At 72.8% G+C, this 22,771-nt stretch carries 20 protein-coding genes and 2 pseudogenes; 10 read left to right on the forward strand and 12 right to left on the reverse strand.

Annotated elements, in window-relative coordinates; all coding sequences use genetic code 11:
* Nucleotides 1-41: 41 nt before the first annotated feature.
* Complete coding sequence (locus RIN75_RS24640) at nucleotides 42-392, reverse strand: metalloregulator ArsR/SmtB family transcription factor (RefSeq protein ID WP_309114378.1); 351 nt, start codon at nucleotides 390-392, stop codon at nucleotides 42-44.
* 77 nt (nucleotides 393-469) lie between these two features.
* Between RIN75_RS24640 and RIN75_RS24645 the strand changes: the two genes are divergently transcribed.
* The gene (locus RIN75_RS24645; RefSeq protein ID WP_309114403.1) at nucleotides 470-2,329 is read left to right on the forward strand and encodes a heavy metal translocating P-type ATPase; all 1,860 of its coding nucleotides are present in this window, start codon (nucleotides 470-472) and stop codon (nucleotides 2,327-2,329) included.
* Between the two features lie 7 nt (nucleotides 2,330-2,336).
* On the opposite strand, the gene RIN75_RS24650 is transcribed toward RIN75_RS24645, so the two are convergent.
* Together RIN75_RS24650 and RIN75_RS24655 are read right to left on the reverse strand one after the other, a co-directional pair.
* A complete protein-coding gene (locus tag RIN75_RS24650; protein ID WP_309114379.1) occupies nucleotides 2,337-4,658 on the reverse strand; it encodes a SpoIIE family protein phosphatase in 2,322 nt (773 codons plus the stop codon).
* Nucleotides 4,597-5,019 carry an STAS domain-containing protein gene (locus RIN75_RS24655; RefSeq protein ID WP_309114380.1) on the reverse strand — a complete coding sequence of 141 codons (423 nt, stop codon included), beginning with the start codon at nucleotides 5,017-5,019 and terminating at the stop codon, nucleotides 4,597-4,599. The genes RIN75_RS24650 and RIN75_RS24655 overlap by 62 nt, the downstream gene beginning before the upstream one ends.
* Nucleotides 5,020-5,207: 188 nt before the next feature.
* Here RIN75_RS24655 and RIN75_RS24660 point away from each other — a divergent pair, with 188 nt between their 5' ends.
* Nucleotides 5,208-5,654: a DoxX family membrane protein gene (locus tag RIN75_RS24660; protein WP_309114381.1), complete on the forward strand. Its 447-nt coding sequence runs from the start codon at nucleotides 5,208-5,210 to the stop codon at nucleotides 5,652-5,654.
* Nucleotides 5,651-7,039, forward strand: coding sequence for a cellulase family glycosylhydrolase (locus RIN75_RS24665; RefSeq protein ID WP_309114382.1), 1,389 nt, complete (start codon nucleotides 5,651-5,653; stop codon nucleotides 7,037-7,039). Before RIN75_RS24660 ends, RIN75_RS24665 begins: the two co-directional genes overlap by 4 nt.
* Before the next feature lie 255 nt (nucleotides 7,040-7,294).
* On the opposite strand, the gene RIN75_RS24670 is transcribed toward RIN75_RS24665, so the two are convergent.
* The 3 genes from RIN75_RS24670 to RIN75_RS24680 all read right to left on the reverse strand — a co-directional run bounded on the left by RIN75_RS24670 (nucleotide 7,295) and on the right by RIN75_RS24680 (nucleotide 9,739).
* Nucleotides 7,295-7,651, reverse strand: coding sequence for a VOC family protein (locus RIN75_RS24670; protein ID WP_309114383.1), 357 nt, complete (start codon nucleotides 7,649-7,651; stop codon nucleotides 7,295-7,297).
* 86 nt (nucleotides 7,652-7,737) lie between these two features.
* Nucleotides 7,738-8,508 (reverse strand): class I SAM-dependent methyltransferase, encoded by a 771-nt coding sequence (locus tag RIN75_RS24675; RefSeq protein WP_309114384.1) that lies wholly within the window; start codon nucleotides 8,506-8,508, stop codon nucleotides 7,738-7,740.
* 22 nt (nucleotides 8,509-8,530) lie between these two features.
* Complete coding sequence (locus tag RIN75_RS24680; RefSeq protein ID WP_309114385.1) at nucleotides 8,531-9,739, reverse strand: serine hydrolase domain-containing protein; 1,209 nt, start codon at nucleotides 9,737-9,739, stop codon at nucleotides 8,531-8,533.
* Between the two features lie 160 nt (nucleotides 9,740-9,899).
* Between RIN75_RS24680 and RIN75_RS24685 the strand changes: the two genes are divergently transcribed.
* The 6 genes and pseudogenes from RIN75_RS24685 (at nucleotide 9,900) to RIN75_RS24700 (ending at nucleotide 15,596) form a co-directional block, all read left to right on the forward strand.
* The gene (locus RIN75_RS24685) at nucleotides 9,900-10,529 is read left to right on the forward strand and encodes an MBL fold metallo-hydrolase (protein ID WP_309114386.1); all 630 of its coding nucleotides are present in this window, start codon (nucleotides 9,900-9,902) and stop codon (nucleotides 10,527-10,529) included.
* Nucleotides 10,526-11,029: pseudogene (locus RIN75_RS44210) on the forward strand (ATP-binding protein); the annotation flags it as partial. The gene RIN75_RS24685 and the pseudogene RIN75_RS44210, both read left to right, overlap by 4 nt.
* A gap of 621 nt (nucleotides 11,030-11,650) precedes the next feature.
* A pseudogene (locus RIN75_RS44215) lies at nucleotides 11,651-11,893 on the forward strand (tetratricopeptide repeat protein); the annotation flags it as partial.
* A gap of 1,245 nt (nucleotides 11,894-13,138) precedes the next feature.
* Nucleotides 13,139-13,330: a helix-turn-helix transcriptional regulator gene (locus RIN75_RS44220; RefSeq protein WP_375296016.1), complete on the forward strand. Its 192-nt coding sequence runs from the start codon at nucleotides 13,139-13,141 to the stop codon at nucleotides 13,328-13,330.
* Nucleotides 13,331-13,352: 22 nt separating this feature from the next.
* A complete protein-coding gene (locus RIN75_RS24695) occupies nucleotides 13,353-14,903 on the forward strand; it encodes a hypothetical protein (RefSeq protein ID WP_309114388.1) in 1,551 nt (516 codons plus the stop codon).
* A 48-nt stretch (nucleotides 14,904-14,951) separates the two neighbouring features.
* A complete protein-coding gene (locus RIN75_RS24700) occupies nucleotides 14,952-15,596 on the forward strand; it encodes a DNA alkylation repair protein (protein ID WP_309114404.1) in 645 nt (214 codons plus the stop codon).
* A 4-nt stretch (nucleotides 15,597-15,600) separates the two neighbouring features.
* On the opposite strand, the gene RIN75_RS24705 is transcribed toward RIN75_RS24700, so the two are convergent.
* The 6 genes from RIN75_RS24705 to RIN75_RS24730 all read right to left on the reverse strand — a co-directional run bounded on the left by RIN75_RS24705 (nucleotide 15,601) and on the right by RIN75_RS24730 (nucleotide 22,007).
* Nucleotides 15,601-16,713, reverse strand: coding sequence for an acetate/propionate family kinase (locus tag RIN75_RS24705; RefSeq protein WP_309114389.1), 1,113 nt, complete (start codon nucleotides 16,711-16,713; stop codon nucleotides 15,601-15,603).
* Nucleotides 16,695-19,025: a phosphoketolase family protein gene (locus RIN75_RS24710; RefSeq protein ID WP_309114390.1), complete on the reverse strand. Its 2,331-nt coding sequence runs from the start codon at nucleotides 19,023-19,025 to the stop codon at nucleotides 16,695-16,697. Before RIN75_RS24710 ends, RIN75_RS24705 begins: the two co-directional genes overlap by 19 nt.
* Before the next feature lies 1 nt (nucleotide 19,026).
* The gene (locus RIN75_RS24715) at nucleotides 19,027-19,896 is read right to left on the reverse strand and encodes a universal stress protein (protein WP_309114391.1); all 870 of its coding nucleotides are present in this window, start codon (nucleotides 19,894-19,896) and stop codon (nucleotides 19,027-19,029) included.
* A 228-nt stretch (nucleotides 19,897-20,124) separates the two neighbouring features.
* Entirely contained in the window at nucleotides 20,125-20,514 is a 390-nt protein-coding gene (locus RIN75_RS24720; protein ID WP_309114405.1) for a DUF6292 family protein, read from the reverse strand.
* A 79-nt stretch (nucleotides 20,515-20,593) separates the two neighbouring features.
* Nucleotides 20,594-20,971, reverse strand: a complete 378-nt coding sequence (locus RIN75_RS24725; RefSeq protein WP_309114392.1) for an STAS domain-containing protein — start codon at nucleotides 20,969-20,971, stop codon at nucleotides 20,594-20,596.
* A 58-nt stretch (nucleotides 20,972-21,029) separates the two neighbouring features.
* Complete coding sequence (locus RIN75_RS24730) at nucleotides 21,030-22,007, reverse strand: serine/threonine-protein kinase (RefSeq protein ID WP_309114393.1); 978 nt, start codon at nucleotides 22,005-22,007, stop codon at nucleotides 21,030-21,032.
* 144 nt (nucleotides 22,008-22,151) lie between these two features.
* Here RIN75_RS24730 and RIN75_RS24735 point away from each other — a divergent pair, with 144 nt between their 5' ends.
* Nucleotides 22,152-22,730 carry a TetR/AcrR family transcriptional regulator gene (locus RIN75_RS24735; protein ID WP_309114394.1) on the forward strand — a complete coding sequence of 193 codons (579 nt, stop codon included), beginning with the start codon at nucleotides 22,152-22,154 and terminating at the stop codon, nucleotides 22,728-22,730.
* Nucleotides 22,731-22,771 lie beyond the last annotated feature (41 nt).

The raw sequence follows: 22,771 nt of genomic DNA on the forward strand, positions 1-22,771 counted from the left end.
CGGACCGCTGCCGATCGTGCCCGCCGACTCACCCGTTCAGGTCAGGACACGACGTCGGTGGCGCCCATGCCGAGGTGCTCGATGTGGTAGACCGCCTCGTCCAGCAGTTGGGCGACGTGGTCGTCGTAGAGGCTGTAGACGATGCTGCGGCCGTGCCGGGTGCCCACGACCAGGCCGAGCGCGCGGAGCAGGCGCAACTGGTGGGAGACGGCGGACTGCTCCATCTCGATCGCCTCGGCCAGCTCCCCCACCGCGCACGCTCCGTGCCGCAGCCGGGCGAGGATGCGCAGCCGGCTGGGGGTGGCCAGGGCCTGGAGGGTCGCGGCGACGGTCGCGGCCGACTCCGCGTCCAGCACGGCGGGCGGCGCGGCCTTGTCCGTCCCGTGTCCCATGGGGTGATCCTACTTGAGGAACAAATGAAGAGGTCTTCATGTGTTCCTGTATGGTGCGCGGTGTGACGACAGCGGAGATGGTTCGGGTCGCCCCCGGGAAGGTCGGCGTGTGGGCGCTGGCGGAGGTCCGGTGGGCGTGCGCTTCGACGGCCCTGTTCGCGCTGGGCCTGGGCGCGTGGTGGGCCGACGCGCCCGCGTGGCTGTGGTGGGCGTTGCTGCTGGCCTGCTGCGTGGCCGGTGGTTGGGAGCCGGCGGTGGCCGGGGTGCGGGCGCTGCGGGAGCGGACGCTGGACGTGGACCTGCTGATGGTCGTGGCCGCCGCCGGGGCCGCCGCGATCGGGCAGGTGGTCGACGGGGCGCTGCTCATCGTCATCTTCGCCACGTCGGGCGCGCTGGAGGCGGTGCTGACCCGGCGCACGGCGGACTCCGTGCGGGCGCTGCTGGACCTGGCGCCGCAGCGCGCGACGCGCGTGGTCGGGGACGGCGAGGAGGTGGTGGACGCATCGGCGCTGCGGGTCGACGACGAGGTCCTGGTGCGGCCCGGTGAACGGGTCGGCGCGGACGGTGTCGTGGTCGCCGGGGTGGGCGAGGTGGACGAGGCGTCGATCACCGGCGAGCCGCTGCCGGTGGCCAAGACGGTCGGGGCGGAGGTGTTCGCGGGGTCGCTCAACGGGTCCGGGGCGCTGCGGGTGCGGGTGACGCGCGACCCGGCGGACAGCGTGCTGGCGCGGATCGTGGCGATGGTCGAGCGGGCGTCGGCGACCAAGGCGCGGACCCAGTTGCTGATCGAGAAGGTCGAGCAGCGGTACTCGCTGGGGGTCGTGGTCGCGACGCTGGCGCTGTTCGCGGTGCCGCTGGCGTTCGGTGCGGAGTTGCAGCCGACCCTGCTGCGGGCGATGACGTTCATGATCGTGGCGTCGCCGTGCGCGTTGGTGCTGGCCACGATGCCGCCGCTGCTGGCCGCGATCGCGAACGCCGGGCGGCACGGGGTGCTGGTGAAGTCCGCGGTGGCGATGGAGCGGCTGGGCGGCGTGACGGCGGTCGCCGTGGACAAGACCGGCACCCTCACCGAAGGCCGGCCGCGCCTGGTCGACGTCCGTCCGGTGGCCTCGGACGTGCGGGCCGATGAGGTGGTGGCGCTGGCGGCGGCGGTCGAGCGGTGGAGTGAGCACCCGGTGGCGTCCGCGATCGTGTCCGCCGCTTCCGAACGCGGGCTGGAGTTGGCTGAGGCACGGGACTTCCGCGCCACGCCGGGCGTCGGGGTGGCGGCGGTGGTCGGTGGGCGGAAGGTCTCCGTGGTGGCCGATCCGTCGTCGGCGGTCGACGGGGAGACAGCGGTCGTGGTGGAGGTGGACGGCGAGCGGGTCGGGGTGCTGGTGCTGGCGGACCGGGTGCGGCCGTCGAGCGCGGGCGCGGTTGCGGGGTTGTGGGGGGTGACCGGTGCGCGGCCGGTGCTGCTCAGCGGTGACAACCCCGGTGCGGCGCAACGGGTTGCCGCCGAGGTGGGTATCGAGGACGCCCGCGGCGGGCTGTTGCCGCAGGACAAGGCGGACGCGGTGGCCGACCTGCGAGACCGGGGTCACCGGGTGCTGTTCGTGGGCGACGGTGTGAACGACGCGCCGGCCATGGCGACGGCTGACGCCGGGATCGCGTTGGGGCGCAAGGGTTCGGATCTCACGGTGGAGACGGCGGACGCGGTCGTGCTGCGGGACGACCTGGACGCGGTGCCCGCGGTGGTGGCGTTGGCGCGGCGGGCGCGGCGGGTGGTCGTGGCCAACCTCGTGATCGCCGGGTCGATCATCCTGGCGCTGGTGACGTGGGACCTGGTCGGCAACCTCCCGCTGCCCCTGGGCGTCGCCGGGCACGAGGGCTCGACGGTCCTGGTCGCGCTCAACGGCCTGCGCCTGCTGGCGAAGCGGGCGTGGCCGGGCAAGTGAGCGGGGATCACGACAGGACGGCGGCGGCGAGGATGCAGGTGTCGTCCAGTGGGGAGGCGGGGACCAGGAGGGACGTCAGGGCCTCCGGCATGTCCGCGGGGTCGATGTCGGCGACGAACGTGCGGATCTCCTCCATCAGGTACTCCAGGTCGTCCCGATCGTCGTCCCGGTCGTCGGTGTCCTGAGCGGACGGTCGGCGTTCCACCAGGCCGTCGGTGAACATCAGGACCGTGTCGCCGGGCACCAGCACCGTCGTCGCCGTCCCGTAGGCCGCGCCCGGCATACCGCCCAGGACCGGCCCCGACGGCCGCTCCAACACGTGCACCTCGTGCGAGCGCACCAGCAGCATCGGCGGGTGCCCGGCCTGCGCCCACGACAGGCGGCGGTCCGCCGGGTCGTACCGGCTGACCGCCGCCGTGGCCAGCGTGACGTGCTCGCCGCCGGTCAGCATCCGGTTGAGCACGTCGAGCACCCCGGCCGGGTCGGGCTCGGTGAGCGCGGCGCCGGTGAACGCGTAGCGCAGCTTCGCCATGGCCGCCGCGGTCGCCAGGCCGTGGCCCGCCACGTCCCCGATGGCCAGCAACGTGCTGCCGTCGTGGATGGTGAAGGCGTGGTACCAGTCGCCGCCGACCTCGGCCCACTGCTCGGCGGCGAGGTACCGCACGGCCACCCGCAGCCCCGGCAGCTCCAGCGGCCCGCTGGGCAGCGGCAGCACGGCGGAGCGCAGGTGGTCGGCCACCTGGTGCTCGCGCGCGAACTGCTCGCTCAGGTCGAACATCCGCTTCTCGGCGCGCCGGGTCGCGGTCAGGTCCTGCAGCACCACGTCCAGCCGGATCGGCCGGCCCTGCACGTCGAGCACCGGCTCGCCGATGAACCGGCCGCAGCGGATCTCGTCACCGGCCTTCAGCCGCAGCTCGGAGTCCGTGCGCTCGCCGTCCTCGATCATCCGCCGCACCGCGTTCTGCAGGATGGGCAGGTCCTCGGCGACCACCGAGGCCCGGATCTCGTCCAGCGACATCGGCCCCAGCGCCGGGTCCCGGTCGAAGATGACGTAGAGCTGCTCGGACCAGTTGATCTCGTTGGTCATCAGGTTCCACTCGCCCCACCCGATGTTGCCCAGCCGCTGCACGCTGCGCAGCCGTTCCAGCTGCAACGGGTCCTCGTGCTCGCGCCAGGCCAGCACCAGGCCGTCGCCGAACTTGCCGATGGTCAGCGTGTACCGGCCGTGCTGGGGCAGGCCGGGGGTGTTCTCCTCGTAGTCGAACGACCTGATCACCTCGCGCACCCCGGTGCGCAGGACCCGCAGGTAGGCCGCCCACAGCTCGGTGCCCTCCACGGTCGGGTAGCTGGCCAGGATGCTGCGCCCGACCAGTTGCCGGTAGCGGCGGCCGGCGAAGTCCACGGCGTCGGGGCTCGCCGCCTCGAACCGGAAGTCCACGACCTCGCCGTTGGCCGCGTGCACCGCCCCGAGCAGGGCGACCGAGCCGGGCAGCACGTCCAGGAAGTGCTGGGCCCACAACGTCCAGTTCCGGCCGTGCGCGCCACCCAGGCTGAGCAGGGACAACAGCGTGGCGCCCGCCGAGCGCACCACCAGTTCCAGGTCCCACTGCTCCTCGGTGGTGAAGTCGTGGTGGTCTGTCCACAGCAGACCGATCACGCCGGCGGTGCGGGTCTGGTCGCGGAACGGCACCCAGGCGCGCGACCGCCACACCGTCTCCGGGTCGCCGATCAGCGTGTAGTGCCCGCGCGCCTCCTCCAGGTCGGGCAGCCACTCCGGCTGGCCGCTGCGCACCGACGCCAGCGCCCCGGTCTCCAGTCGCAGCGGCACCCGCTCCCACTCCAGCCGCACCTTGGCCGGCACGTTCGCCGCCGCCTCCAGCCGCAACCCGCCGTCGGGTTCGACCAGGTAGACCAACACGCCGTCGCACCCGGCGTGCTCGCGGACGAGTTCGGCCAGGTCCTCCGGGTCGGTCGCGGTGCCCACCGCGGCCAGGGCCACCGGGCGCGGGACGGGTCCGGGGGGCGGCACGTCCGGGACCGGCCGCACGTACCGGGTCGGGTCGAAGTTCGCCGTGCCGCCGGGCGGCGGCGGGACGCCCAGCACGCTGGCGGCGATGACGACCAGGTCGTTGCCCGAGGCCTGGGCGAGCCGGACCATGTCCTCGAACGCCTCGTCGGGCCGGCACGACAGCCGTTCGGCCAGCACCCCCTTGGCCTGCTCGACCACGGCCTGCCGCCGCGCGGCGGCCCGCAACTGGTCGATCTCGTCACGCTGGCGGGCGACCAGGTCGGCCAGCGCGGAACGACTCGGATCCCGCCGGGTAGCCATCGCGTCCCAGCATCGCGCGTGCCGCCGCCGGCGGCCAGCCGAAACCGACCACCGCGCACCGCGAGCCCCGCGCCCGGACCGACTCGGCCAACCGCCGCAGGACCACCCGCGCGGCCGGGTCGACGACCACGGCGTCGGCGAGGTCGACCAGCACCGAGTCGTCCTCCAGCGCGCACGCGACCCGGGCGGCCAGGAACGCGGCGCCGGCGCGGTCGAGCAGGCCGCGCACCCGGACGGTGAGGCGGCGCGGGTGCACTTGATGTGCACCGCCCAGTCGCGCGACCGGGTCAACCCGACCCGGCGAGGGGGTGACGGCCGTTCGGGCGGCGTCGGTCACCTCGGACGGGTACGGGATCGCCACGGGACGACCGCAGTACGGCTCCGGCCGGGCTGCGACGGTCGTTCGCCCCACAGGGTCGCGCGGGAAATGCGCAGGTCACTGACCTGCCGGTGACGAAGTGTCAACTGGATGTTCACAGTCGGTGTCTTTCACGTTACAGTTCTGGGAGCGCTCCCAGACCGTTGCGTCCAACGGAGGATGTGGTGTGGATGGTGGAGGGAATTCCCCGCCCTGGTCTGGCGGGGTTGCGCGTGCTGGACACGGTGAGCGTGCCGCTGTTGCGCGGGTCGCTCGGCGTGGTGTTCGTGTGGTTCGGGGCGTTGAAGGTGGCCGGGACGACCCCGGTCGCCGACCTGGTGGCGGGCACGGTGCCGTGGCCTGCGCCGGGGGTGCTCGTGGCCGGGCTCGGCGCGGTCGAGGTGCTGCTGGGCGGCGCTCTGGTCGCCGGTCGGTTCCTGCGGCCGGCCGCCGTGCTGGTGATGGTCCACCTGGGCGGCACGTTCCTGACCCTGGTCGTGCAGCCGGCGGTGGCCTTCCGGGCGGGCAACCCGCTGGTGCTCACGCTCACCGGTGAGTTCGTCGTCAAGAACCTGGTCCTGTTCACGGCCGCACTGGTGGTCCTGTGCGCCGATCTGCGTCGAGGAGGAGTTCGATGAAGCGCTCCACCGTTGTGGCCGCGGCCGTCCTGCTGGCCGCTGGCTCCGGGGCGGCCCTGTTCCCGCACGCCGTGGCGGCGGCACAGGGTTGCCGAGTCGACTACGCGGTCGCCAGCCAGTGGCAGGGCGGGTTCCAGGCGTCGGTGAAGATCACCAACGTGGGCGACCCGGTGAACGGGTGGACGCTCGGGTTCACCTTCCCCACCTCCGGGCAGAAGGTCACGCAGGGCTGGAACGCCACGTGGAGCCAGTCCGGGTCGGCGGTCACGGCCACCAACGTCGACTGGAACCGGTCGCTGGGCACCGGCGGGACCGCCGACATCGGCTTCACCGGGACGTGGAGCGGCGCCAACCCCGCGCCGACCGCGTTCACGCTCAACGGCGTCGCGTGCACCGGCTCGCCGGTGGTCACCACGACGACGACTACGGGCAACCCGCCGGTGGGCCGCAACCCGGTCGAGATCAACGGCCAGTTGCGGGTGTGCGGCGTGAACCTGTGCAACCAGTACAACCGGCCCGTGCAGTTGCGCGGCATGAGCACGCACGGCATCCAGTGGTTCGACAAGTGCTACAACAACGCGTCGCTGGACGCGCTGGCGAACGAGTGGAAGTCCGACCTGTTCCGCATCGCGATGTACGTGCAGGAGCAGGGGTACGAGACCAACCCGAGCTGGTTCACCAACCGGGTCAACACCCTGGTGGACATGGCCGAGGCGCGCGGGATGTACGCGATCATCGACTTCCACACGCTCACACCCGGTGACCCCAACTACAACATCGACCGCGCCAAGACGTTCTTCGCCCAGGTCGCGTCGCGCAACGCGGCCAAGAAGAACGTCATCTACGAGATCGCGAACGAGCCCAACGGCGTGAGCTGGGCGGCGATCAAGAGCTACGCCGAGCAGGTGATCCCGGTGATCCGCGCCGCCGACCCGGACGCGGTCGTGTTCGTCGGCACCCGCGCCTGGTCGTCGCTGGGCGTCTCGGAGGGCTCGAACGAGTCCGAGGTCGTCAACAACCCTGTGAACGCGACCAACATCATGTACACGTTCCACTTCTACGCCGCTTCGCACAAGGACAACTACCGGTCCACGGTGAGCCGGGCGGCGTCGCGCCTGCCGCTGTTCGTCAGCGAGTTCGGCACGGTGAGCGCCACCGGCGGCGGGGCGTTCGACCGCGCGAGCAGCACGGCGTGGCTGGACCTGCTGGACCAGCTGAAGATCGGGTACGCGAACTGGACGTACTCCGACGCGAACGAGAGCAGCGCCGCGCTGCGGCCGGGCACGTGCAACGGCGGCACGTACACCGGCAGCGGGGTGCTGACGGAGTCCGGGGCGTTCATCAAGAGCCGGGTCAGCACCCCGGACAACTTCCCGACCAGCTGACCCGCACCGCGACCGGGGCCTGTTTTTTCCGGGCCCCGGTCGCGCATTCCCGGTGTCACCCACTGGTCCATTCGGCCCGGTATGCCCGGTACCGAATGGCCGTAGGTGCGTCATGCCCGGGGTGCGACGGCTCGTCATCGTGGCGGCCGTGCCCGGCTTGGTGGGCTGCGGCACGGGTCCCACGGTGCCGCCGGCGCCCTCGCCGCCGTCTACGAGCGCGTCCGCCAGGGGTAGGGACGACCGGTCCTCGGTAGATCAGCTGACGCACAGGCAGAACGGGTGCCCGGCGGGGTCGAGGAAGACCCGGAAGGACTCGCCGGGCTGGTGGGGGTGCTTGGACGCGCCGAGTTCGAGCACGGCGGCCTCGGCGGCGTCGAGGTCGTCGACCGTCACGTCGAGGTGCATCTGCTGCGGCTGCTCCTGCGACGGCCAGGCCGGGGGCGTGTACCCGTCCACCCGCTGGTAGCAGATCCGGTGCCCGTACTCCGCGCAGACCTCGGCCCAGTCGGCGGAGATTTCGACCCGCCAGTCCAACACCGCACCGTAGAACCTCGCGAGGGCGGCGGGGTCGGGGCAGTCGATGACGAGGGTGGGGAAGCGCGCGATGGCCATGCCGGGCACGGTATGCCGGGTTCCGGACGATCGCCGTCCGGAACAACGGGGTCCACCGGTCTGTGTCCGCGAGCAGCGGCGCGCGCCTAACGCCGGGCGGCGATCAAGTGGGTCAACGCGGCCACCCGGCGGTACGGGTCGGTTGCCCCCGCGCGCTCCTCGCACGCCAGCAGCGTCGTCAGCTCGGGTTCGCCGGGCGCCGGGGCGTCGTCGGGCGCGGTGTCGGTGAACACCCGGACGCCGTACCAGGCGCGCACCGCCAGCCGTCGGGTGGCCAGCGCGGCGACCAGGTCGTCGACGCGATCGGCGCGGGCCGTCACCCCGAGGCGGTTCTCGTACGACGACTCCTCGAAGGCCCGGCGCGCGGTGTCCCAGTCGCCGAGCAGGCCCGGGCGCATCGCCAGTGCGTCGCCGTTCCGGACCAGCAGGGACACCACACCACCCGGTGCCACCAACCGAACCAGGTCGTCCAACAGCGGCTCGGGATCGTCGAAGTACATCAGAACGCCGTGGCACAGCACGACGTCGAAGCTCTCGGCGTCGAACAACCCGGCCAGGTTCCGGAGGTCGTCCTGGACCGTCCGCACCCGTGCCCGGACCTCGTCCGGCTCCTCGTCCAACGCCTGCCCGAGCTCGCGCAACAAGGTCGGCGACGAGTCCAAGCCCGTCACCCGGTGGCCGTGCCGCGCGAGCCGAAGCACCTGCGTGCCCTGACCACACCCCACGTCCAGGACCTCCAACGGTGCCCCCGCAGGCAGGTGAGCCGCCAACTGCCGGGACACCAACTCCTGGCGCACGACCTGCCGCAGCGTGCCCAGACGAGCCCGCCAACGCTCCTCACCCGGCGCGAAATCCACAGCGCCTCCTCACCCGGGAAGCTTACGGAAGGCGGCCCGCGGTCGGCGACCGCGGGCCGCACCCCCCCCAACCGGAACAGCCCGCGCGGTTGACGGCGGTGGCCACCCCCAACGACGGGGGGAGGTCACCCCCGCCCAAGATGCTGTTCACGACCAGGGACACCTCGACGTTGCCCGCGAACTTCCCGGTGCACGTGCGCACCGCGCGCCCGTTGTCGTCGTGGTACCGGCCGCCGTGGGCGTAGCCACCCGCGGGCAGGTAGCCGTACGGCCGCCAGCCGAGCTTCATGCTGTCCATCCACTGGCGCACGGTCGGCGTCACGATGTCGCCGTACCGCAGGTACACCTGCCAGCGGGCCAGGTCCATCGCCGACATGTGCAGGCCGCGGTAGCTCGCGCAGGACTCGAAGGCGGTGCCGGACATCTGGTGCAGCACCCCGCCCTTGGCGAGGTTCGCCCGGTCGTAGGCGTGCGCGGCGGTGTCGAGGTTCTCGGCCAGGCAGGTCACCCAGGAGATGCCGGCGGGGGCGAACAGCTTCTCGTTGACGTAGTTCAGGGTCCACGGCGGGGTGTTCGCGTTGATCCAGTCCGGCACCCCGCGGTCGGGCTCGGTCAGCCGCCACAGCCGGGTGATGACCACCCGGGCGAACGCGTAGTTGCGGTTCTCGTAGTAGTAGCCCTGGGGCGTCTCGTCGACGGTGACCGCCTTGGTCATCGTGTACTTGATGCCCTCGTACCGGGTGTGCATCAGGGCGTCTTCGGTGTCGTTCGAGTCCCTCACCAACTGCCCCAGCCCGGACTGGTGGCCGAGGATGTGCTTGATCTTGACGTTCTGCCACGACAGGTGCGCGGTGGCGCGCATGTCCGGCGGCAGGTAGGGCCAGATCTTGGCTTCCGGCGTGATCCCGGCCGCCTCGGTGAGCTTGAGCAGCGCCGCCGCGACGACGTTCTTGGTGGAGCTGGCGATCTCGATCCGGGTGAACGGGGTGAAGGCGATGTTCTTGTCCACCCGCGCCTTGCCGGCCGCCCCGGTGTTCGCCAGCACGCCGTTCTCGGTGATGGCGAACGCGTAGCCGACGGTCGCCCCGTTCCCCAGCGTCGTGTGCAGCGCCTGCGCCACCTTGGCGGTGTCCACGTCGACCAACGGGGTGCCGATGTCGGCCGTGGCCGTGCCCGTCCCGCCAAGAGTGATCGCCGCGAGCGCGGCGGCGATCATGCTCGCCTTCCTCATCGTTTCCTCCCCTTTGTCCGCTCCGGCCCGGTTCGCCGGTGCTGGGAGGAACCTTCGCGCCGGGACCACCCCCGGGGCATGAGGGGCGATCCCTCACTTCCGGGCGCGGGGGGCGTGGGGGAACCCCCACGGGGGACCCTCCGGCCGCTACGATCTTCGAATGCGACCGTTGGCGCCGGGTGTCCACCAACTGCTGGGCCGCCCTCCCCACATGATCAACGCCTACCTGGTCGAGGACGTGCTCGTCGACGCCGGAACGCCCGCCGCCCGCCGGCGGATCTCCCGCCAGTTGCGCGGTCAGCGGCTCAGCGCGCACGTCGTCACGCACGCCCACCCGGACCACTTCGGCTCCAGCCACGCCCTGTGCGACGAGTTCGACCTGCCGCTGTGGGCCGGGCAGGCCGACGTCGAGGCGATCGAGACCGCGACCCCGGTCACCGCGCCCGGCCGGCTGCCCAAGCTGCTGTCGCACATGAAGATGCCCGACCCCCACCCGGTGACCAAGGGTCTGAAGGAAGGCGACGAGGTCGCCGGGTTCACCGTGCTGGAGGTGCCCGGCCACTCCCCCGGCCACATCGCGTTGTGGCGGGACAAGGACGGCGTGCTGATCTGCGGGGACGTGTTCTTCCACGTCCTGCGGGTCACCGGACCGCCGGACCTCCTGACCTGGGACCGCGAGCAGAACCGCGAGTCCATGCGCCGGCTGGCCGAGCTGAGACCCAAGCTCGTCCTGTTCGGGCACGGCAAGCCGCTGCGCGACCCCGACCGGCTGCGCCGCCTGGTCGGATGAGCCGCGCGGACCACACCCTCGAACGGGACCGGGAGCTGGGGCGGATCGCCGCGGCCCTGGACAGCGCCACCCGGGGCGAGGGCCGGATCGTCGTGATCGAGGGCGCGGCGGGCATCGGCAAGACCCGACTCGTGCGGGACTGCCGGGACATGGCCAAACAACGCGGTTTCGGCCGGATGCAGGCGATCGGCGACGCGCTGGAGAGCGCGATGCCGTGGGGCGTCGTCCGCCAGATGGTGGAACGGTCCGTGTCCCGCTACCGCGGCGAGGTGCGCGAAGCGATCCTGGCGGGCCCGGCCGGCGCGGCGCTGGCCGCGATCGACGGCGCCGCCGCGGACCCGAGCGAAGCCGAACTGGCGCGCACGCTGCACTCGCTGTGGTGGGTCGCGGTCGACCTGTCCGCCACCCGGCCGCTGCTGATCACGGTGGACGACGCGCACTGGGCCGACCTGCCGTCGCTGCAATTCCTGGTCTACCTCTCGCGACGGATCTCGGACCTGCCGATCGCGCTGGTGGTGGCCACCCGGCCGCCGGAGGGCTCCGGGCCGCTGGCCCAGTTGAGCGATTCCCGGCACGCCGAGCGGATGCTGCCCCGCCCGCTCACCCGCGAGGCGCTGACCGCGCTGGCGGCGGCCCGCGGCGGAGCACCGGCCGACGACGTGGTCACCGCGCTGCACGACGCCAGCGGCGGGAACCCGTTCCTGACCACGGTCCTGCTCGACGAACTGGACACCCTGGGGCTGCCGCTCGACCAGCCTTCGACCGCGGAGCGGATCGGCGGGCTCGGCCCGAGCACGGTGTTCCGGGCGACGCTCGGCCGGCTGCCCGCCGATGCGGTGCGGCTCGCGCGGGCCGCCGCGGTGCTGGGTCCGGGCGGCAACCCGTGGCTGACCGGGGCGGTGGCCGAGGTGAGCGTGGACGACCTGCCCGCCGCCGTTGAGGCGCTCGTCGCCGCGCACGTCATCGCCGATGACGCCGACCACACAAGGTTCCTGCACCCGGTAGTGCGCGAGGCGGTCCTGGCCGACCTCGGACCGATGTCGCGCGCCGCGCTGCACGCCCGTGCCGCCACCGAACTCAGCGCGGCCGGCGCGCCGGCGGACCGCATCGCCGCGCACCTGATGCACGCGCCCCGCGGCACCCTGCCCGACGCGGTCGACGTGCTGCGCCGCGCGGCCCTGGCCCTGCTGGCCGCCGGTGACGGCGCCACCGCCGCCGCCCACCTGGAACGCGCGGTCGGCGAACGCCCGGACGACCCGGCGTTGCGCGCCGAGTGGGGGCGGGCGTTGCTGCGCACCGGGAACGCGCGCGAGGCGCGGACCCAGTTGCAGTTCGCCGCGGAAGGGCTGCCGGACGCCGAACTGGTCGCCGCCGCCGCGTCGGCCACCGCGGTCGTCGACGGCCCGCAGGCCGCGATCGACGAACTGACCCGGGCCATCGCCGCCCGCCCGGCCGGCGCCCGGGAGGCGGGCCGGATGCACCTGGAGGCGCGGCTCGCGGTCATCAGGTCGTTCCTGCCCGAGCAGCGGCAGACCGCCTCCGCCCACCTGCGCGGCTACGCCACCCTGCCCGGCGTCACCCCGGACGAGCGCACCCTGCTCGGCCTGCTCGCCCAGACCGGCCGCTACGAAGTGTGGCCCGCCGGCGAGGTCGCGGCCACCGCCCGGCGCGCGTTGGCGGGCGGGGCGTACTTCGAGGACTGCACCGGCAGCGTCGAGGCCATGGTGGCGTGGGTGGTGGCCCTGGTGGCGCTGATCTCCGCGGACGGGTTCGACGATGCCCGGCAGGAGATCGAACGGGCCAAGCAGCGCGTGCACCGGCACGGCTCGCCGGTCGAGTACGCGATGGTGTGCAACCCGGCGATCTTCCTGAACTGGCAGCTGGGCAACGTCGCGTTCGTGGAGGCGGAGGCCGAGGGCGTGCTGGCGGCGGTGTCGCAGGAAGACCCCGTGTCACACGTGATCGCCTTGCGCGCCACCGCGACCCACTTCGGTGCGTACAGCGCTCTGGAACGCGGTGACGTCGACGGGGCGGCGGCGCTGTTGGACCGTTTCGACGCGGAACACTCCGACGTGCCACGGGTGATCCCGACCATCTGGCTGCACGAGCCCCGAGCCCGTGTGGCCCTGGCGCGGGGCAACCCGGAACTGGCGCGGGCGGAGGCGTTCGAGCAACGCGACCAGTTGCACGCGGTGGGCGTGGACCCGCCGACGATCTCGTGGCGCGCCCCGGCTGTGCGCGCGTTGCTGCTGCTCGGCGAACAGCGCGAAGCCCTCGCCCTGGCCGAGGAACTGGTCGGCGTGGCACGGAAGTGGGACACGCCGACGGAGGTCGGCGCCGCCCTTCGGGTGCTCGCGCACGCTTCGGCCGAGGACCGGCTCGACCTGCTCACCGAGTCGGTGACGGTGCTGGAGCCGTCCCCCGCGCGGCTCCACCTGGCCCGTTCGCTGGTCGACCTGGGCGAGGCGCTGCGGGTCGCCGGTCGCCGCAGTGAAGCCCGCGAGCCCCTGCACCGCGCCATCGACCTGGCCACCGACTGCGGCTCCACCGCGTTGCGCGCGCGTGCGGTCGCCGCGTTGGAGGCGCTGGGAGACCGGCCGCGCAAGCTGATGTCCGTCGGCGTCCAGGCGTTGACCGCGAGCGAACGCCGGGTGGCGGACCTCGCGGTGACCGGGCGGGCGAACCGCGAGATCGCGCAGGAGCTCTTCGTGACGCCGAAGACCGTGGAGAACCACCTGGGCCGCATCTACACCAAGCTGGGCATCAACGGCCGCCGTGAACTGGCCCGCGCCCTGTCGTAGCGTTCTGGGCCATGATGGGGTGATGTTGGAGGTCGCGGACCAGGTCGCCAGTGTGGCCGGGTTCGTGGTCGCCGCCATCGGGTTGTTCCTCGCGCTGCGCCAACGGAGGTCGTTGACCACCGCGCAGCGGTTGGACCGGCTCGCCGAGGTGGTGGCGGCGCAGTGGCGAGACGAGGTCGAGGTCCGGGGCATCGCGACGGCGTGGACGAGCGTGACGGTGCCGGAGCGTGGTCGGCTGGTCGTGGTGGGGCCGGCGGGTGCCGGGAAGACCGTCGCGGCGGTGCGGATCGTGCGGGAGTTGCTGGCACGGCGTGCGCCGGGCGAACCGGTGGCGGTGTTGTTCGCGTTGCACTCCTGGAACCCGTTGCGGCAGCACGTGCACCAGTGGATGGCGGCGGAACTGGCCCGGGACTACGGGATGTCCGTCGCGGTGGCGCTGGAGTTGGTGCGGGCGCGGCGGATCGTGCCGGTGCTGGACGGGCTGGACGAGGTGTGCGACCCGCCGGCCGCGCTGCACGCGCTGGAACGGGTCCACGACCCGTCCGTGCCCGACCCGCTGGTCCTGACCAGCCGCGACCACGTCACGCTGACCGGCGCCGAGGTGGTGGGACTGGGTCCGCCGCACGTCCCCGGCTGGGAGGGGATCTCCTCGCCGTTGCTGCTGTGGTTGGCGATGGCGTCGGGCACCCGTCCGGCGGAACTGGCCGGGTTGCCGGACGCGGAGGTGGAACGGCGGCTGCTGGACCGGTTCGTGCCGGCCGCCTACCCCGACACGCCCCTGCCGCGCGGTCGCCGGCGGTGGCGGGCCGGGCAGGTGGAGCGGTGGCTGCGGTTCCTGGCCCGGCAGGAGGACATCGCATGGTGGCGGCTGGTCCGGACCGTGCCCCGGACCGTCACGGCGCTGCTGTCGGCGGTAGGGGTGGGGGTGGTCGCCTGGATCGGGCTGCGGCTGTCGGCTCCCGGGAACTTGACGCTGGCCACGATGGTCGCGCTGTCGAACGCCGCCGCCGTGGTGCTGTTGACCCTCGTCCGGCCGTACCCGGACGTGCAGCGGCTGCACTCGGGGCCGCGGCTGCACGTGTTGGGGGTGCTGGGCGGTTTCGCGTTCGGGTTCGCCCTGGGCTGGGTGGTGAGCCCGGCCGCCGCCGTGGCCGCGGGCGCGGTGTCCGGGCTGCTGTGGGGAATGGTGGGCCGCATCGACCACAGCACACCGCCGCGGTCCGCCACTCCCCTTTCGGTGTTGCGCGGTGACCTGGTCGTGGCCGTCGTGGGCAGCCTGCCCATACCGGCCATGTTCGCCACCTTCCTGGCGTTCGCGACTTCCCCGTGGGTGATACCTCGGGGTTTTGTGCTGTTCTGGCTGTTCTACGGCTTGGTGTGGCTGGCCTACACCGCTTGGTCCCGCTTCACCATCGCACGGCTGTGGCTGGCGCTGCGCGGCCGAACCCCGTTGCGCCTCATGACTTTCCTGGACGACGCCCACCGTCGGGGCATCCTCCGCCGCAACGGCCCCACCTACGAATTCCGCCACGCCCGCCTGCGGGACCACCTCGCGGGGGCGGTCACCTCGTAGGCTGTACGTGAGGAGCGGGAGGTAGTCGTGGTTGCGGTGGCCGAGGTGATGGCCGAGTTGGCGGCGCTGGAGGACCCGAAGGCGCGGGCGGTCAACGAAAAGCACGGGGACGACCACGGGGTGAACCTCGGCAAGTTGCGCGCGGTCGCCAAGCGGTTGAAGACCCAACAGGAACTCGCGCGCGGGCTGTGGGCGACCGGCGACACGGCGGCGCGGCTGCTGGCGATCCTGGTCAGCCGCCCCAAGGCGTTCTCGCGCGACGAACTGGACGCCATGCTGCGCGAGGCACGCGCCCCCAAGGTGCACGACTGGCTGGTGAACTACGTGGTGAAGAAGAACCCGCACGCCGAAGAGCTGCGCCTGGCGTGGACCGCCGACCCCGACCCGGTGGTCGCTAGCGGCGGCTGGGCGTTGACCACCGACCGCGTGGCGAAGCAGCCAGAAGGCCTCGACCTGGACAAACTCCTCGACGTCGTCGAAGCGGAGATGAAGGACGCCCCCGACCGCCTCCAGTGGGCGATGAACCACTGCCTGGCCCAGATCGGCATCGACCACCCCGCGCACCGCGCCCGCGCGATCGACATCGGCGAAAGGCTGGAAGTGCTCAAGGACTACCCCACTCCCCCGAACTGCACCTCGCCTTACGCGCCGATCTGGATCAACGAGATGGTGCGCCGCCAGGCCACCCCGTGACGGTTCAGCCGAGCAGGCGCCGAACCCCGTGAGCGATCTCGACGTCTTCGCGGGCTTCGACCACCCAAGCATCCACAGTGGACTGATCTGCGCTGACCCGCCCGTCACCGTCCACCGAGGCGTTGCGCGCGTCGTCCAGCTCGACGTCGAGGAAGCCAAGGCCGCGCAGGGTGTCGGCGCGGACGTCGGCGTCGTGCTCGCCGATCCCGCCGGTGAACACCACCACGTCCACGCCGCCCAACGACGCCACCATGGCCGCCACGCCCTGCCGCAGCCGGTGCACGAACACCTCGATCGCCAGCCTCGCGTCGCCGTCCCCGTCCGAGGCCGCCTGGCGCAGGTCGCGGAGGTCGGCCCGGCCACCCACGCCGGACAGGCCGGAACCGTGCTCCAGGCCGTCGTCCAAGTCGTCGAGTTCCAGCCGGTCGCGCAGCAGCCACACCAGCAGACCGGGGTCCAGGTCGCCGCTCCGGGTCGCCATCACCAAGCCGCCCAACGGCGTGAACCCCATGGTCGTGTCCACGGACCGGCCGTCGCGCACCGCCGCCAACGAGCAACCCGCACCCAAGTGACACGTGACCACCCGCGAACCGCCACCAGCACGCGAACCGCCACCGGAGCCGCCGCCGGCCAGCGCCACCGCCCGGCGTGCCGCGTAGGCGTGGGACAGGCCGTGGAATCCGTACCGCCGCAACCGCCAACGCCGCCGCCACTCCGCGGGCAACGGGTACGTGCTCGCCACCGGCGGCAGGGTGGCGTGGAAAGCGGTGTCGAAGCACGCCACCTGTGGCACGTCCGGCAGCAGCCCCATCATCGCGTCGATCCCGGCCAGCGCACGCGGCTGGTGCAGGGGAGCGAGGTCGGTGAGGCGCCCGATCTCCGCCCGGATCTCGTCGTCCAACCGCACGGGCTCGGTCAGGTCCGGCCCGCCGTGCACCACGCGGTGGCCGACGGCGTGGATCTCGGGCACGTCGTCCGGCAACTCGACGTCCCCGCCCTCCCACCGCTCGACGTGCCGCTGGGCAAGGACCTCGTCGCCCTCCCCCAGCACGCTCAGCTTCAAGCTCGACGAGCCCGCGTTGACCACCAGCACGTTCATCAGTACGGCCACGTCCACTCGCGGACCTCGGGCAGGTCCTCGCCGTGCTCGCGGATCCACGCGTGGTGGCGGACCCGTTGGTCCTGCATCCGCTGGCGCAGCAGCGCCGCGTGCGACCCCAGGCCGGGGACCCGGTCGATGACGTCGATGACCAGCCGGTAGCGGTCCATGTCGTTGAGCACCACCATGTCGAACGGCGTGGTCGTGGTGCCGACCTCCTTGTAGCCGCGCACGTGGAGGTTGTCGTGGTTGGCGCGCCGGTAGGTCAGGCGGTGGATCAGCCACGGGTAGCCGTGGTAGGCGAAGATCACCGGCTTGTCGGTGGTGAACAGCGCGTCGAACTCGCGGTCCGGCATCCCGTGCGGGTGTTCGGTCTCCGGTTGCAGGCGCATCAGGTCCACCACGTTCACCACGCGGACCCGCAGGTCGGGCAGGTGTTCGCGGAGCAGCGCGGTGGCCGCCATGACCTCCATCGTCGGCGCGTCGCCGGCGCACGCCAGCACCACGTCCGGCGCGCCCTCGTCGGTGCCCGCCCACTCCCAGATCCCCGCACCCCGCGCGCAGTGCAGCGCCGCCTCCTCGGGGCTCAGCCAGTCCGGAGTGGGGTTCTTGCCCGACACGATCACGTTGACGTAGTCGCGGCTGCGCAGGCAGTGGTCCGCCACGGACAGCAGGGTGTTGGTGTCCGGCGGCAGGTAGACCCGGACCACCTCGGCCTTCTTGTTCATCACGTGGTCGATGAAGCCGGGGTCCTGGTGGGAGAACCCGTTGTGGTCCTGCCGCCACACGTGCGAGGACAGCAGGTAGTTCAGCGACGCCACCGGCCGCCGCCACGGCAGCTTCCGGTGCGTGCCCAGCCACTTGGCGTGCTGGTTGAACATCGAGTCGACGATGTGGGTGAACGCCTCGTAGCAGTTGAACAGCCCGTGCCGGCCGGTGAGCAGGTAGCCCTCCAGGAACCCCTGGCACAGGTGCTCGGACAGCACCTCCACCACCCGCCCGTCGCGGGCCAGGTCCTCGTCGGTGGGCAGGGTGTCGGCCTGCCACTGCTTGCCGGTCGCCTCGAACACCGCGTCCAGCCGGTTCGACGCGGTCTCGTCCGGGCCGAACAGGCGGAAGTTGCGCTGGTCGGCGTTGAGCTTGAACACGTCCCGCAGCATCCGGCCCAGCGCCCGGGTGGGTTCGGAGGTGGTGGAGCCGTGCTTCTCCACCTCGACGCTGTACGGCCGGACGCCGGGCAGCCGGAGTTCGCGCAGCAGCAGGCCGCCGTTGGCGTGCGGGGTCGACCCCATCCGCTTCGCCCCGCGCGGGGCGAGGTCCAGCAGTTCCGGCCGGGGTCGGCCCTGGTCGTCGAACAGCTCCTCGGGGCGGTAGGACCGCAGCCAGGCCTCCAGCAGCCGCAGGTGCTCGGGGTTGTCCCGGACACCGGCCAGCGGGACCTGGTGCGACCGCCAGGTCCCCTCCACCGGCTTGCCGTCCACTTCGGACGGACCGGTCCAGCCCTTCGGGCTGCGCAGCACGATCATCGGCCACCGGGGCCGTTCGCCCGAGGTCTTGATGCGCTTGATCCCGTCCAGCACCCGATCCAGGACCTCCGCCATGCGGGCGTGCATCTCCGCCGGATCGTCACCCTCCACATAGGACGGTGCGTAGCCGTAGCCGCGCAGCAGCGAGTCCAGCTCGTCGTGCGGGACGCGGGCCAGCAGGGTCGGGTTGGCGATCTTGTAGCCGTTGAGGTGCAGGATCGGCAGCACCGCGCCGTCGCGGATCGGGTCCAGGAACTTCGCCCCGTGCCAACTCGCGGCCAGCGGCCCGGTCTCCGCCTCGCCGTCCCCGACCACGCACGCCACCAGCAGGTCCGGGTTGTCGAACGCCGCACCGAACGCGTGCGCCAACGAATACCCCAGCTCACCGCCCTCGTGGATGGACCCCGGCACGTCCGGCGCGACGTGGCTGGGCACCCCGCCGGGGAAGGAGAACTGCCGGAACAGCCGCCGCATCCCGTGCTCGTCGCGCGGCACCTCGGGGTAGTTGTCCCCGTACGAGCCCTCCAGCCAGGTGTTGGCCAGCAGCGCCGGGCCACCGTGCCCGGGACCGGTCACGAACAGCACGTCCAGGTCCCGTTCCAGGATCACCCGGTTGAGGTGCGCGTAGACGAAGTTCAGGCCGGGCGTGGTGCCCCAGTGCCCGAGCAGCCGGGGCTTGATGTGCGCGGCCGTCAGGGGCTCGCGCAACAGCGGGTTGTCCATCAGGTAGATCTGGCCCGCGGACAGGTAGTTGGCCGCGCGCCAGTAGGCGTCCACCAGGTCCACGCGGTCGCTCGCCGACATCTCACTCCCCGTCGATCGGCCGGACGACGGCGAGCGGGCAGGTCGCGTGGTGCACCAGCGCCTGGCTGGTCGAGCCGAGCAGCATCCCGGTGAAACCGCCGCGCCCCCGGCTGCCCACCACCAGCAACCGCGCGCCCTCCGCCTCGGCCAGCAAAGCACGCACCGGCCGGTCCCGCACCACGACCCGCTCCACCGCCACGTCCGGGTACTTCTCCGCGTGGCCCGCGAGCCGTTCCGCGAGCACGCGGTGCTCGGCGGCCTCGACCTGGTCCCAGTCCACGGTCAGCAGGCTGTCGTACAGGCCGTCGATCGAGAAGTCGCTCCACACGTGCACCGCCTTGAGCGGGGCGTTGCGGGCGGAGGCCGCCTCGAACGCGAAGTCCACGGCCTGCTCGCTCGCCGGCGACCCGTCCACTCCGACCACGACCGGGCCGGCCTCGTGATCCTCGCCGCGCACGACGACCACCGGGCACTTGCCGTGCGCAGCCAATGCCACCGCCACCGACCCCACGACCAACCCGGTGAACCCGCCCAGCCCGCGCGACCCGAGCACGACCATCCGCGCCCGCTCCGACTCCCACACCATCGCGCCGGCCGCGCCGGAGAACTCCAGCACCGCCTCCACCGGCACGTCCGCGGCGGCCTTCGCGGCGGCCTCGGCCTCGGCCAGCCACTGCCGGCCCTGCTCCTCCACCGCCTCCCGCACCTCGTGCCCGCTCAGCACGATGTCCGGGTAACCCCGGGTCGGCACCAGGTACGCGTGCACCAACCGCAACGGCGCCCGACGCCGCGCCGCCTCCCGGGCCGCCCACGCCACCGCCGACAACGCCGACGCCGACCCGTCCACACCCACCACGATCGGGGAACTCATCACGGTCCTCTCGCTCGACTGGTCGCCTCCCCAGGGTCGCCCCGGACGACCGGTTCGGCAGCGCTCACCGGTCACCGCGCGGCCGGGACCACCACAGCCCCCGGCCGGGACCTTCGCCCCGGTTCGCCCGCGGCCCGCGCGGGACCGAGCGCTCGGCGGGCGAGCGGGAGCGCACCGCGCTGACCGTGAACCAGGCCGCCGCCTGCGCAGACCGCGTCCGACCCCCGGCTAACCGGCGGCGCGCGGCAGGGACGCCAGTTCCGCGCCGCCCGACCCGGCCGGCCGGATCGCGCGCGGGTCGCCAGGGTGCCGGTCCAGCAGCAGGTCCGTGGCGAAGCGCGCGACCTCGGCGGGCGGCGGCACCGCGTGGCCACCCATGTAGGCGAGCACGACCTCGTCAGTGGTCGTCTCGATCGCACCCGACCAGCCGAACTCCTCGTCCCACAGCAGCGCCACGTCCCACTCGGGGAAGGACGGGATGCGCCCCTCCAGCGCCACGTAGGCGTTCGCCGGCGGACCGGCGTCCACGCACACGCACTCGCTGCCCAACCCCAGCGCCGCCGCCACCTGGTCCACGTAACGCCGCAACCGCCGGGCCGTCGTGTCGTCGAAGTCCATCTCCACCGCGACCACCCCCTGCCGTGCCCGCCGCCTACCCGCATCAGTCGGCCGCGAAACCCCGATGGGCGCCGTTCGCTCAGGTGGTCGCGAGCCGAACGGCGGCAAGGGCGGCGGTCGCGGTCGGGTGCACCGGCAGGACGTGGTCGACCTGGGCGGCGACCAGCGGGCGCAGCACGGCGCGGTTGTCGGCGACCACCGCGAACGCGATCCCGAGCCGCCGGGCCGCGTGGTGGGCGTTGACCAGGATGGCGATGCCGATGGAGGCCAGGAAGGTGACCCGGCGCAGGTCGAGGACCAGCGCGACCGGGTGTTGGTCGAGCAGTCCGCGCAGTTCGCCGGACACGTGCTGCTGGGACACCGCGTCGACCTGGCCCGCGAAGGTGGCCATCGCGACGCCCGCCAACACCTCGGTCTCGACGTGGACGAGGCCCATGGGCGTGCCGTCACCGGTCATCGTGCTCCTCCCCGTGCTCATTCGGAGGCGTACCCGGTGGGCCGTTCGGCGAACCGCGTCAGCGGGTGCCCGACGGGGTGGTCGTCGTGGTCGGGGAGGGTGGGGACGGGCTCGACTCCATCAGGGGCGCGTGCAGCGCGGTGACCAGGACGGCGATCGGGACGAGGGCCGCGCCGACGAGCGCCGGGCGCCACCTGCGCCGGTCGGGTGCCGTGTCCACGGCGGTGGGGGTTTCGCGGTGGCGCAGGGCGTGGGCGCAGGCGAGGGCCGTGGGTCGTCTTCGGGGGACCAGGGAGGTCATCAGGGCGAGCAGGCGGGTCAGGTCGTCGGGGAGGTCGGACGGGATGCGGGCGGGGCGGTGCAGGCGGGCCACGGCGGCGTCGGCGGTGCCGCCGGGGTACTCGCGGCGGCCGGTCAGGCACTCCAGCAGGAGCAGGCCCAGGGCGTAGACGTCGGTGGCGGCGCTGACCTCCTCGCCGCGGACCTGTTCGGGGGCGAGGTAGGCCGCCGTGCCCATGATCCGGTTCGACCTGGTCAGGTGCGGGGTGTCCAGGCGGCGGGCCAGGCCGAAGTCGGCCAGGTGGGGGCGGCCGTCCCGGTCGAGCAGCACGTTGCCCGGCTTGACGTCCCGGTGCACCACGCCCCGCGCGTGCACGTGGTCCAGGGCCTCGGCCAGCGCGATCCCGAGTTCCCGCACTCTTTCCAGGCCCAACGGCCCGGACTCCAGCTCTTCCCGCAGCGTCCGCCCCTCGATCAACCGCATGACGACGAACGACACCGGCCCGTCCGCGCCCGCGTCGAACACCGGCACCAGCCCCGGGTGGTCCAGCCCGGCCAACACCCGCACCTCGTGCCCGAACCGCCGCAACGCCTCCGACTCACCCCGGACCAGCTTCACCGCGACGGGCCGCCCCAGCACCCGGTCCCAGCCCCGCCGCACCTCCCCCATGCCGCCCTTGCCCAGCAGATCGCCCAACACGTAACGCCCGGCCAACACACCCGACGACACCGACGCGGTCCCTTCCGTTGGCGGCACGACCCCACGGTCTACCTCGCCCCCGCACCGCGGAAACATCACCACTTCGGCATCCCGCACACGATCTTGGTCAGTCCCCCGCCGGCGCCCCTGACGCCGTCGCGGGGTATCTTGGAACCTCCAGTTCAAGATGGCGAGGACCGGATGCCCGACGTCAAGCACTTCGACCCGGAGGCCGCGCTCGACACCGTCGTGCGGCTGTTCTGGCGGCGCGGCGTGGCCACGACCGGGATCCAGGACATCGTGGACGCGACCGGGCTCAACCGGTCCAGCCTGTACTCGACGTTCGGCGGCAAGCAGGAGCTGTACCGGGCCGCCCTGGAGCGCTACGTCGACGAACGGTCCAACCTGGCGCCCCTCGAACAGGACGACCGCGGCCTCCCGGCCATCACCGACTTCTTCCACCGCCTGATCGACGTCCGCTGCGCCGGCGAGCACGCGCGCTGGGGCTGCATGGTCTCCAACGCCCACGCGGGCACCGAGAACGACGACCCGCAGGTGCGCGCCCTGCTCGACCGGCAGCACCAGCGCCTGCGCGACGCCCTGCTCAAGGCGCTGCGCACCGCCCAGAGCCGCGGCCAACTCGACACCGACCCCGAAGCCGCCGCCTCGGTCCTCGCCCTCCTCGCCCACGCCGTCAACCTCCGCTCCCGCGCCGGAGCCGACGCACAGGACCTGCGCGACACCGTGGACGCCGCCCTCGCCATGATCACCCGAAGGTGATTACGAGCCCCTTACGTCCGCCGTCCCGCCCTCTCCCCCGC

This window comes from Saccharothrix sp., assembly GCF_031180885.1.
Taxonomy (GTDB): domain Bacteria; phylum Actinomycetota; class Actinomycetes; order Mycobacteriales; family Pseudonocardiaceae; genus Actinosynnema.